Source organism: Bradyrhizobium sp. KZN70725, assembly GCF_055264925.1.
The window spans coordinates 108,270-118,952 of record NZ_JBUYWT010000024.1 but is presented as its reverse complement, the minus strand read 5'-3'; the positions used below and the strand labels follow the sequence as shown (position 1 = coordinate 118,952).

8 protein-coding genes and 1 pseudogene are annotated in these 10,683 nt (G+C 65.2%); 3 read left to right on the top strand and 6 right to left on the bottom strand.

What is annotated here, in order from left to right; translation table 11 throughout:
- Both ACZBJS_RS23125 and ACZBJS_RS23120 read left to right on the top strand, forming a co-directional pair.
- Nucleotides 1-93, top strand: a pseudogene (locus ACZBJS_RS23125) (IS5/IS1182 family transposase); the annotation flags it as partial.
- A 113-nt stretch (nt 94-206) separates the two neighbouring features.
- Entirely contained in the window at nt 207-980 is a 774-nt protein-coding gene (locus ACZBJS_RS23120; protein ID WP_253607047.1) for an SDR family NAD(P)-dependent oxidoreductase, read from the top strand.
- A 119-nt stretch (nt 981-1,099) separates the two neighbouring features.
- Here ACZBJS_RS23120 and ACZBJS_RS23115 read toward each other — a convergent pair whose 3' ends face one another.
- The 6 genes from ACZBJS_RS23115 to ACZBJS_RS23090 form a co-directional block, all read right to left on the bottom strand.
- Nucleotides 1,100-3,586, bottom strand: coding sequence for a TonB-dependent receptor (locus ACZBJS_RS23115; protein ID WP_283805959.1), 2,487 nt, complete (start codon nt 3,584-3,586; stop codon nt 1,100-1,102).
- Nucleotides 3,587-3,910: 324 nt separating this feature from the next.
- Nucleotides 3,911-4,585: an RraA family protein gene (locus tag ACZBJS_RS23110; RefSeq protein WP_316394025.1), complete on the bottom strand. Its 675-nt coding sequence runs from the start codon at nt 4,583-4,585 to the stop codon at nt 3,911-3,913.
- 186 nt (nt 4,586-4,771) lie between these two features.
- On the bottom strand, nt 4,772-5,797 hold the full coding sequence (locus ACZBJS_RS23105) for an amidohydrolase family protein (protein ID WP_463439215.1): 1,026 nt from the start codon (nt 5,795-5,797) through the stop codon (nt 4,772-4,774).
- A 22-nt stretch (nt 5,798-5,819) separates the two neighbouring features.
- Entirely contained in the window at nt 5,820-7,148 is a 1,329-nt protein-coding gene (locus ACZBJS_RS23100) for an MFS transporter (protein WP_316394027.1), read from the bottom strand.
- A 29-nt stretch (nt 7,149-7,177) separates the two neighbouring features.
- The gene (locus ACZBJS_RS23095) at nt 7,178-8,509 is read right to left on the bottom strand and encodes an MFS transporter (RefSeq protein ID WP_316394028.1); all 1,332 of its coding nucleotides are present in this window, start codon (nt 8,507-8,509) and stop codon (nt 7,178-7,180) included.
- 51 nt (nt 8,510-8,560) lie between these two features.
- Nucleotides 8,561-9,547 carry an NAD(P)-dependent oxidoreductase gene (locus ACZBJS_RS23090; RefSeq protein WP_316394029.1) on the bottom strand — a complete coding sequence of 329 codons (987 nt, stop codon included), beginning with the start codon at nt 9,545-9,547 and terminating at the stop codon, nt 8,561-8,563.
- Nucleotides 9,548-9,733: 186 nt separating this feature from the next.
- Here ACZBJS_RS23090 and ACZBJS_RS23085 point away from each other — a divergent pair, with 186 nt between their 5' ends.
- Nucleotides 9,734-10,669 carry a LysR substrate-binding domain-containing protein gene (locus ACZBJS_RS23085; protein ID WP_316394030.1) on the top strand — a complete coding sequence of 312 codons (936 nt, stop codon included), beginning with the start codon at nt 9,734-9,736 and terminating at the stop codon, nt 10,667-10,669.
- The last annotated feature ends 14 nt before the right edge of the window (nt 10,670-10,683 follow it).

The window sequence follows — 10,683 nt, the reverse complement described above, 5'->3', positions numbered from 1 at the left end:
CAGTTCCGACGTGTCGCAACCCGCTTCGAAAAAACGGCCCGGAATTACCGGGCCGTCGTCACTCTCGCTGCCATTGTTCTATGGATGCGCTAGTGTCCACACCACCTAGCGGGTCAGCGCAAGACGGCAGCGCTGCGGTCCTGATTCAACCAAAACTTCAGAATCCAAGAAGGCTCGAAGTCACGGGCACAGTCAGGATCGAAAACATGGACATGCAGGGCAAGATCGCACTCGTCACCGCCGCGGCATCCGGCGCGGGCCGCGCCGGGGCACGCATCCTCGCGCGCGAGGGCGCGGCGGTCGCGGTGGTCGACCAGAACGAGGCTGGCGCGAAGGCGGTGGTCGACGAGATCAAAAAGGGCGGCGGGCGCGCGCTGGCGCTGACCGGCGATCTGCGCGACGACGGCTTTGCGCGCGACATCGTCACGGCGACCGTGAAGGAATTTGGAGCGCTCGACTGCGTGTGGAATCACCTCGGCATTCCCGGTCCGTCCGTGATCGACGATCTGGAAGGCTGGGATCTCAGCGTCGATCTCAACCTGCGCTCGCAGCTGATCACCACCAACGCGGCGCTCGGCCAGATGACCGCGCGGCGCCAGGGCAGCATCCTGTTCACTGCATCGACCTCGGGCCTGGTCGGCTCGCCGTGGAGTCCGACCTATTCGGCGGCCAAGGCCGGCGTGATCGGGCTGGCGCGCGCGCTCGCCAAGCGCCACGCCAAGGACGGCGTCCGCGTCAACGCGATCTGCCCCGGTGCGATCGACACGCCGATGCTGCGGGTGTTCGTCAACCGGCCGGACCAGCCGGGCCACAACGAGGCCGATCCAGAGGAGCTGATCAAGGCCGCGGTCACCCGCAATCCGATGGGCCGCGCCGCGCGTCCCGAGGAGATCGCGGAGGTCGCGGTGTTCCTGCTGTCGGACAAGGCGTCGTTCGTCACCGGCATCGCGATGCCGGTCGATGGCGGGACGGTGGCGTAGCGTCTTCCAGGAATTGCCCTAAAGCATGATCCGGAAAAGTGCGAAGCGGTTTTCCGAAAAGATCATGCTCAAACAAAGAGCTAAAGCGCGATGACGATTCAACCTAATCACATCGCGCTTTAGAACTTCGCCCTGATGCCGGCATAGGCGGCGAGCGGCATGCCGGGCACGAAGGTGCGCGGATCGGTCAGCTGCGCCATCAAATTGGGCGCGGCTCCGGCGCTGGCAAAGCCGCCAGTCTCGTAGAACGCGCCGCCGAGATAATAATGCTGGTTGAAGACGTTGTTGATCAGGCCGAACACCTCGATATTCGGCGTGATCCTGTAGGAGGTGTGCAGGTTCACGACCGCGTAGGCCGGGACCTTCTGGCTCTGGTTGGTGTCGTCGCCGATCAGCCACTGGCTGCCGACCACGTTGATGTCGGCGCCGACCTTCCATGCGTCGGTGGCGAGGTACTCGACACCTGCCTTGAAGCGGTGCGCCGGAATGCCCGGGATATGGTCGCCCGGCTTGACGTTGATGAACCGGACGTCATCGTTGTTCGGGTCGGTCAGGGCGTTCGGGTTGTCGGGAGCCGGCAACGTGTTTGCGCTTCGATAGGTCGCGTCGATGAAGGTGTAGTTGGCATAGGCGTTCCAGCGATTGACGCGGTAGTCGAGCTTGGCTTCGATGCCCTGCCGCAGGGTCTGTCCCGCATTCTGGAAATAGCCGAAATTGCCTGTGCCGATGGGGCTCTGCACCCGGATGATGTCGTCGTCGGACAGAGTGTGGAACGCGCCGACGCCCCAGCTCAGCATGCCGGTCCTGGCGTCGTTGCCCCAGGTGCCGCGGAAGCCGGCCTCGATGGTGTGCGACACCACCTGCTTGAGCGGCGGATCGGACACCAGGAAGGAATCGATGACGCAGGGGCGGGCCGGATCGGAGCAGCCGAGCTCGAGCGGCGTCGGCGCGCGGTTGGCCTCCGAATAGCCGGCATAGAAGGTGAGGTTCGGGGTGATCTTGTAGGTGCCGCCGATCACCGGGTTGAGGCGCTGGAATCGGTTGCTGCTGTTGAGCTGGTCATTTGTCCCGGTCTGGTCCTGCAGATCGATCTGGGCATAGTTGAATCGTCCACCAGCAGTGACCGAGAACCTGTTCGTCACGTCGAAGGTATCGGTGAGATATACGCCGGTGTAGGTGTTGGTTGCGCGCAGGTCGACCGGGGCGAGACCGGCATCGGGCTGGTTGATGAAGATGCCGGTGCCGGTCACGAACAGGTTGTTCGGATCGATGGTTCCGAGCTCGCTGGTCGCCGTGAATTTCGTGTTGCCGTGGTCGACGCTGACGCCCATCACGACGTGGTTGTCGTGTCCGAACAGCTTGTCCGAGTTGGTCAGTTGGGCTGTGCCGCCGAAGCTGTTGGTCGCGGCCCGGTTGCGGTCGACTTCGCCAAGGAAGGCGTTGCCCAGCGTGTTCGGAACCGAGGGACCTCCCGCCGGACCGAAAATCGGCAGGTCGTCGCCGATGCACAAACTGTCTCCCCCGTCGCAGGCATGCACGTCGGTGCCGTTGCCGTCGACATGGGTCTGCCGGAAGCCGCGGAAATAGGCATTGCCCTGGAAGGACCAGGTATCCGAGAAATTATGGTTCAGCGTGGCGTTGACGAAGGCGAGCTGAAGCAGCGTCGTCTGCGGCCAGGTGTAGACGCTCGACCAGCGCTGATTGAGCATCTGCACCGGCGTTGCCGCAACGTTGCCGAGCAGGTTGCTGGCGCCGGTGAAATTGACGTGAAATTCGGTGTCGTCGTTGCGTGCGCCAACATCCACATACATGCGGTTGATGTGCGACGAATTGGCGTAGTCGCGCCAGCCGCGATCATACGCGGATTCGAACGCAGCGTAGGCGGAGATGTTGTCCCTCTGGCCGCCGGCCTGCACGCTGCCCTGCACGCGCCCGTAAGAGCCGCCGAACAGTTCAGCCTCGGAGCCCTGATAGGTGAAGCCGTTCTTCATCTGGATGCTCAGCGCACCGCCGATCGCGTTGAGGCCGAACACCGGATTGTTGGGAAACAATGCGACGCTGTCGATGGCCTTTTCCGGGATGAAGTCCCAGTTGACCACGTCGCCCCAGGATTCGTTGATGCGCACGCCGTTCTGATAGACCGCGATGCCCTGCGGCGTGCCCTGGACCGGCGAGGCGGTAAAGCCGCGGTAGTCGAGGTTGCGCTGGAACGGATTGCCGGTCTGGTCGCCGAGCGTGACGCCGGGCAGCTTGCGGTTCACAGCATCGAGGAAGTTGGTCGAGTAGTTGTGGCTGAAATCCTGCGTCGTCATCACCGCGGTGTTGGACGGGACCTTGTCGCGATCAATCAGGGTGGAGTCGCGGTCGGAGGGGCCGGGTGCAGCGGTGCCGACATCGGGGCCCGCTGCCGGAGCAACAGGTCCGGTTCGGGTTCGCGCGGTTCGCGTGGTCCGAACCACCGGCCGTGCCGTCGGCCTTGCGCTGCGGGTGCCGGCCAGAGGTGTGGGCGCAATCACGTTGACGGGCGGCAGTTCAGTGGGGACCGGATCGGCCGTCTGAGCATGCAGGACAGTCGATGGCAGTGCAGAGCCAATAACAGCCAGCACGGCCGCAGCGCCTCGCGTATAGACCGAAGAAGACAAAGACCGTGTTGCCGCACGCAACAACGCAGCAGCCATGACGCCACCCCCAAGCCGCGGTTCGGCTTGATCCCCGACGAACCTTGGCTCGGAGACTGCGGGAACGCCCTTGCTTTGGCAAACAAGATCAATGCCGGGGGACCGGGATTCTTTTCCATCTGGAATCGGGAAAAATTCCCGATTTTGATGGACGGGCACACGCACACGATACGGGCGGGATGATTCCGGCCGACTTGGCGCAAATTCGTGCCCAAAAGGCGGGCATCGCCGCCTTTGGGACCGCCGATCGTCTCAGTCCTTGAACTCGCAGCCGAGGCGCAGCAGGGCCTCGTCGACCCAGCGGCGGTCGCTGGTGCCGGCGAGGATTTGCTGGATGGCCTTTTCCTCGGTCGCCTTCTTGGCCTCGGTCAGCTTGCAGATCGCCTCGGCGTCGTCATGGGGCACGCAGAGCACGCCGTCGTCGTCGGCCACGACGAGATCGCCGGGCTCGACGATCATGCCGTCGATCGAGACGGCGCAGTTGATCTCGCCCGGGCCGTCCTTGTAGGGGCCGCGATGGGCGACGCCGGCGGCGAACACCGGGAACGATCCGGCGCGGATCGCGCCGGCATCGCGGATCGAGCCGTCGATCACGAAGCCCGCGACGCCCTTCTTCTCGGCCAGCGTCGACATGATTTCGCCGATGATGGCGTTGACGAGGACGCCGCCGGCATCGACCACGATGACGTCGCCGGGCTGGGCCAGGTCGATCGCCTTGTGGACCATCAGATTGTCGCCGGGACGGGTCTTGACCGTCAGCGCCGGGCCGCCGAGCCAGCCGCCCGCATGCATCGGCCGCAGCCGGTTGGTGCCTGCGATCCGCGACATCGAATCGCTGATATTGGCGACCGGCAGGGTGCGGTAGCGCGCGACGAGGTCAGGCGACACTTTCCGCTTCGCTTTGTGAATTGCAAATCCTATGGCCATCGGTTTTCTCCGAGATTGATTGGTTGAAGTCGATTGTCGGTCTTGCTGCTTGGTTGGACCCTCATGGTGAGGAGCGCGGAACGCGCGTCTCGAACCATGTGGCCCGGTTAGTGGCCTGCATCCCTCGAGACGCCCGCTTCGCGGGCACCTCAGGATGAGGAGTTGGAGTGCTTGTCTCGGCTTCGTTCAATGCGCGCGGCGTTCGAGATGGGCGTTGAGGCGAGGATAGACGCGGCGGGCGTTGCCTTCAAAGATCTTGGCCTTGTCCGCCGCGCTCAGCGGCAGCGCGTCGATATAGCGGCGGGTGTCGTCGAAGTGATGACCCGTTTCAGGATCGATGCCGCGGACCGCGCCGACCATTTCGGACGCAAACAGGATGTTCTCGACAGGGATTACCCTGGTCAACAGCTCGATGCCGGGCAAGTGATAGACGCAGGTGTCGAAGAACACGTTCTTCAAGAGATGCTCCGACAGCGGCGGCAGCTTCATGTCCTGCGCGAGGCCACGGTAGCGGCCCCAGTGGTAGGGCACCGCGCCGCCGCCATGCGGGATGATGAACCGCAGGGTCGGGAAGCGCTTGAACAGATGCGAAGTCAGGAACTGCATGAAGGCGGTGGTGTCGCCGTTGAGGTAATGCGCGCCGGTGCCGTGGAAGCAGGGATTGCAGGACGAGGAGACATGGACCATCGCCGGCACGTCGAGCTCGACCATCTTCTCATACAGCGGATACCACCATTCGTCGGTCAGCGGCGGATCGCACCAATAGCCGCCGGCGGGATCGGGGTTGAGGTTGCAGCCGACGAAGCCGAGCTGGGTCACGCAGCGCTCCAACTCCTCGATGCAGTTGGCAGGCTTGATGCCCGGGCTCTGCGGCAGCTGGCACACGGGGACGAAGTTCTGCGGGAACAGCGTGCAGACCCGGTGCACGAGGTCGTTGCAGATCGTGGTCCATTCGCGGCTGGTCGCTTCCTTGCCGACGTGATGTGCCATGCCGGCGGCGCGCGGCGAGAAGATGGTGACGTCGGTGCCGCGCTCCCTTTGCAGGCGAAGCTGCGCGCCCTCGACGCTGGAGCGGATCTCGTCATCGGTGATGCCGAGATTGGTGGTGAGCGGCCGGCGCGACTTGTCGGCGAGGCCGGCGAGCTGCTTGTCGCGGAAGATCTGCAGCTTGGCCGGCTCGGTGGTGTAATGGCCGTGACAATCGATGATCATGGTTGCTTCCTTGGCAGGGGTGTCAGTGTGCGACGGATGACGGGATCGCGCCCGTCAATTCCGTCTCGCGCGGCTTGACGCGCATGGTGGCGGCGATGGCGGAGGCGACGAGCAGGAAGCCGGCGATGCCGACCAATGCCCAGGAGAAGCTTCCGGTGGAGTCCTTGATCAGGCCGATGCACCACGGCCCGATCAGGCCGCCGAACTGCGCCAGCGTGTTGACCAGCGCGATCGAGGCGGCGCCGGCCGCGCCGGTCAGCAGCGAGGCATTGATGCTCCAGAACAGCGGGTTGCCGGCATTGAGGCTGAAGCCGACGATGCACAGGAACACGAAGGCCAGCACCGGGCTCGCGACATAGGCGCTGCCGAGCATCGCGACCGCGGCCAGCAGATAGACCGCCGCGAGATGAAACTTGCGATCGCCGGTCTTGTCCGAGCTGCGACTGACCACGATGGTGCCGATGACGCCGAGCAGCGGCGTGATTGCCGAGAGGAAGCCGACCTGGATGTTGCTGAGATCGCCCATGCCCTTGATGATCTGCGGCAGCCACAGCAAGAGGCCGTAGATCCCGACCAGTGCGCAGCCGAACAGCGCCGCCAGCAGCCAGACCCGGATATCGAGGACGCATTCGATCAACCTGTGCTTCCCCTGTTGTTCGATCTCGGCCCGCTCGGCGGCGAGTTCGCCTTCCAGCCAGGCCGCCTGTTCCTTGGTGAGCCAGCTCGCCTTGGCCGGGCGGTCGGTGAGATAATAGAGCGTGAACAGGCCGAGCAGAATGGTCGGCACGCCCTCGGCGAGGAACATCCATTGCCAGCCGTGGAGACCGGCAGTGCCATCGAACCAGGTCATGATGCTGGTCGAGATCGGCCCGCCCAAAACCGCCGAGAACGAGCCGGCGATGATGTATCCCGCCACCGCGCGGGCGCGATAGCGCGCCGGGAACCAGTAGGTGAGGTAAAGCACCACGCCGGGCATGAAGCCGGCTTCCGCGACGCCGAGCCCGAACCGCATCACATAGAGGCTGAGCGGATTCCAGACAAAGGCGGTCAACGCGGCGACCAGGCCCCAGGTGATCAGGATGCGCGCCAGCCAGATCCGGGCGCCGAGCCAGTGCAGCATCAGGTTGCTCGGCACCTCGAGCACCATGTAGCCGAGGAAGAAGATGCTGGCCGCGAAGCCGAAGATCGCGGGGCTGAGGCCGAGGTCCTTGTTCATCGTCAGCCCGGCATAGCCGAGATTGATACGGTCGAGATAGTTGAAGAACATCATCACGAACAGGATCGGGATCAGCCGCCAATAGACGCGGCGGATGGTCTGTTGTTCGAGCTCAGTGACGGACGCTCCGGCCATTGCAATCCTCCCGTTCATTGTGATGGCGTTCATTGGGTTGCGGCGCCATTTCGGACGTTGTTTGGGTGTCCGGCCTCTCGTTCGTGCGGCGGGCGTTCGGCTCCGTCCGGCGCGCCGCCCGCTGCCATTGTTCTGAGGTCGATGCCCTGCTGCTCGGGCAGCAGCAATGCCGCGCAGAACGCGGCGGTGTAGCCGCAGATGGCGCAGATCGCCATTGCGTCGCCGAGATGCATCCGCGTCGAGAGAATGCCGACGGTCGCCGGCACGATCGAGCCGAGGCCGCGCCCTGCGCTCAGCGCAAAGCCGGCGCCGTTGGCGCGGATGCTGGTCGGAAACAGCTCGGCAAAGGTCGGCATCAGGCCGGAGGCGAGGCCGGCCTGCAGCGCGCCGAGGAAGAATCCGAGGATGATGGTGATGCCTTGGCCGATCGGCGCCTGGGTGTAGACGACGACGTTCAGTGCCTGGCAGACCAGGAACAGCATGAAACCCTTGCGGCGGCCGATGCGGTCGGCGATCAGGCCGAAGGCGATCGGTCCGACGAACGATCCGAAGATGTTGACTGCGAGATAGCCGGCGGTGTGCGTGACCGGCAGATGCAGCCCGGTTTGCAGATAGGTCGGCAGCCAGGTGATCATCACATAAGCCGCGCCGAGCGTGCCGGTGGTGAAGAAGGTCGCGACCAGCGTCTTGAACAGATGCTCGCCGGTGAAGATGGTCCAGAAGCTGTGCGTCGGCGAGGCGGCGCGCTGTGCCTGCTCCTCGACGAAGATCGCGGATTCCGGCACGAAGCGACGGACGAAGAACACCAGCAGCGCGGGGAGGATTCCAATCGCGAAGAACACGCGCCAGGCCATGTCCTGCGACAGCCAGCCGAAGATGACGGGAAACAGCGCCACCGACAGCGCATTGCCGACGGCGTATCCGCTCTGGATCGCGGCGGCGACGCGGCCGCGCATGCCGGCCGAAACCACTTCGGCGACCAGCACGGCACCGACCGCGGCCTCGCCGCCATAGCCCATGCCCTGGATGGCGCGCGCGACCAAGAGATACCAGAAGCCGTCGGCAAAGGCGGCGGCAAAGGTCGAGACCGCGACCAGGAGGATGGTGAATTGCAGCACGCGCACCCGGCCGAACCGGTCCGCGGCAATTCCGGCGACCCAGCCGCCCAGGGCGGTGCCGATCAACGAGCTGGAAGCCAGAATGCCGGCGTCAGGCCGCGACAAGCTCAGCGTTGCGATCAGCGACGGCGTGACCAGCGCGTAGATCGTGGTGTCCATCGAATCGAGCGCAAGGCCGCCGAAGGCGGCGAAGAAGGTCTTGCGTTCGACGGCGGACAGCTTGGACAGCCACCCCAGATTCATGTTCGTTTCCTCTTGATGTCGCGGCCTCTTGGTGGGCCGTTTCTGCGAGATTTAAGACGCGTCGAGTGCCGCCGGGTTGACCACATTGGCGCGATCGATGTCGCGTTGCGTGAGGACAGCTGCGATGTTGCGCGCGGCCTCGACGCCGGTCCGCGTGATCGATGCGCCGGTTTGGGCTGCGATATGCGGCGTCACGATCAGGTTCGGCGCCTGCAGGATCGGCCGGTCCTTCGCCGGCGGCTCCTCCGCCAGCGTATCGAGGCCGGCGCCGGCGAGATGGCCGCTTCGCAGCGCTGCGCAAAGCGCGTCCTCGTCGACCAGCGCGCCGCGCGCGGTGTTGATCAGGAGGGAGCCAGGCTTCATGGCGTTGAGCCGCCCGGCATCGATCATGCCGCGCGTCGCATCGGTCAGCGGTGCGTGCAGGCTGACGATGTCGGAGACCGCGAGCAATTCGGCGAGGTCGACGGCTTCGCACGCCAGTGCCGGATCGACACGGCCTTTGCTTCGGCCGAGCGCAACGACGCTCATGCCGAGCGCGGCCGCCGCGCGCGCGACATGCCGGGCGATGCGGCCGAAGCCGACCAGGCCGATCGTGCGGCCGCGGACTTCGCGGCCGCGATAGGTGGCGCGGTCCCAGGCGCCGGAATGGGTTCGCGCGTTCAGGCTGACGACGTCGCGCCCGAGCGCGAGGATCAGCGCGATGGTGTGCTCGGCAACCGCGGGCGCATTCGCGTCGCCCGCGACCATCACCAGCACGCGCTTGGCCGTTGCGGCATCGATATCGACGCTGTCGACGCCGGCGCCGTGCTTTGCGATCACGCGCAAATGCGGATTGCCGGCGATGGTGGCGGCGGAGAATACCGGATTGCCGCGCATCAGGATCGCCTGCGTCGGTGCCCGCGCCATCTCGTGCGTGAGACGCTCAGGGGTGACGGCATCGCGCATCAGCACGACATCTGCACCGATCTCGCTGAGGACATTGACGGCGGCCGGCGCGAGGCTGTCGCCGGTGACGAGAACGCGAAACGGAACGGTCATCTTCTATCGTTCGCTGCGATATTGCATGGCTGACCCGCTGCGAGCGCCGCGCCGTCGTGCCTGAACCTGACGCATTTCCCGCGCTTCTCCCTTGGAGGACTGGTGATTTCGCGCGAAGATCGGGAAACGGCCCCGCGAGGTCAAATACCTTGTTGACCCCCGACTTATAGGGAATCGGAATAAGCGATGGATTACAGGCAGCTTCGTTACTTCATCGCGGTGGCCGAAGAGCTCAGCTTCAGCCGCGCAGCCAAACGCCTGCATGTCAGCCAGCCGCCGCTGAGCACGCAGATCAAGGCGATGGAGGAAGAACTCGGCACGCGCCTGTTGGCGCGGACGCGGCGCGCGGTGGAACTGACGCAAGCCGGACAATTGCTGCTGGAACATGCGCGGCGCGCGGTCAGCGAGCTTGATCTGGCGTCGGAGACGGTGCGCCGTGCGGCGCGCGGCGAGGCCGGCATGATCCGCGTCGGCTTCACCGGCTCGGTCCCGATGCTCGACATGTTCGCCGAGCTGTTCCGCAGCTTTCGCGCCAGCTATCCGCGCGTGAAGATCGAGCTCCGGCACATGTCGACGGCAACGCAGCTGCGCGCGCTTGCCGACGCCGAGCTCGATGTCGCGATCATGCGTCCGCCGCTCGATTTCAGGCCGGCGGCCGATCTGCAGGTCCATGTGGTGTGGCGCGACCGGCTGATGGTGTTCCTGCCGCTGGATCATCCGCTGGCCGGCGCGAAGGGGGCGCTCGAGATGGCCGACCTTGCCGAGCATGAATTCGTCGGCATGGCCGAGAGCGGCTGCGGCGTCGGCGATCAGGCCGCGATGCTGTGCCGGCGGGCGGGCTTTGCCCCGCGCGTGGTGCAGGAGGCGCATGAGCTGCGCACCGTGCTCAGCCTGGTTGCGGCCGGGATCGGGCTTTCGATCCTGCCGTCCTGCTATCAGCAGGCTGGCGTGATGAATGTGGTGGCGAAGCCGCTGGACACGCCGGATGCGGAGAGCCGCATGCTGGTGGCGATGCGTTCCAACGCCTCGCTGCTGCCGCGCCGATTCATCGAATGCGCGCTGCAGGCGGCGTCGCGCAGCACACCGCCGCTCGTTCCGGAGGTTGCGGCAGTGAGTCGTTGATCGTGCCGCACGCC

Excerpts from the sequence above, each read along its gene's own strand:
- ACZBJS_RS23120 (WP_253607047.1), top strand. The coding sequence starts at position 207 with ATGGACATGCAGGGCAAGATCGCACTCGTCACCGCCGCGGCATCCGGC.
- ACZBJS_RS23110 (WP_316394025.1), bottom strand. The coding sequence starts at position 4,585 with ATGGCCATAGGATTTGCAATTCACAAAGCGAAGCGGAAAGTGTCGCCT.
- ACZBJS_RS23105 (WP_463439215.1), bottom strand. The coding sequence starts at position 5,797 with ATGATCATCGATTGTCACGGCCATTACACCACCGAGCCGGCCAAGCTG.
- ACZBJS_RS23100 (WP_316394027.1), bottom strand. The coding sequence starts at position 7,148 with ATGGCCGGAGCGTCCGTCACTGAGCTCGAACAACAGACCATCCGCCGC.
- ACZBJS_RS23095 (WP_316394028.1), bottom strand. The coding sequence starts at position 8,509 with ATGAATCTGGGGTGGCTGTCCAAGCTGTCCGCCGTCGAACGCAAGACC.
- ACZBJS_RS23090 (WP_316394029.1), bottom strand. The coding sequence starts at position 9,547 with ATGACCGTTCCGTTTCGCGTTCTCGTCACCGGCGACAGCCTCGCGCCG.
- ACZBJS_RS23085 (WP_316394030.1), top strand. The coding sequence starts at position 9,734 with ATGGATTACAGGCAGCTTCGTTACTTCATCGCGGTGGCCGAAGAGCTC.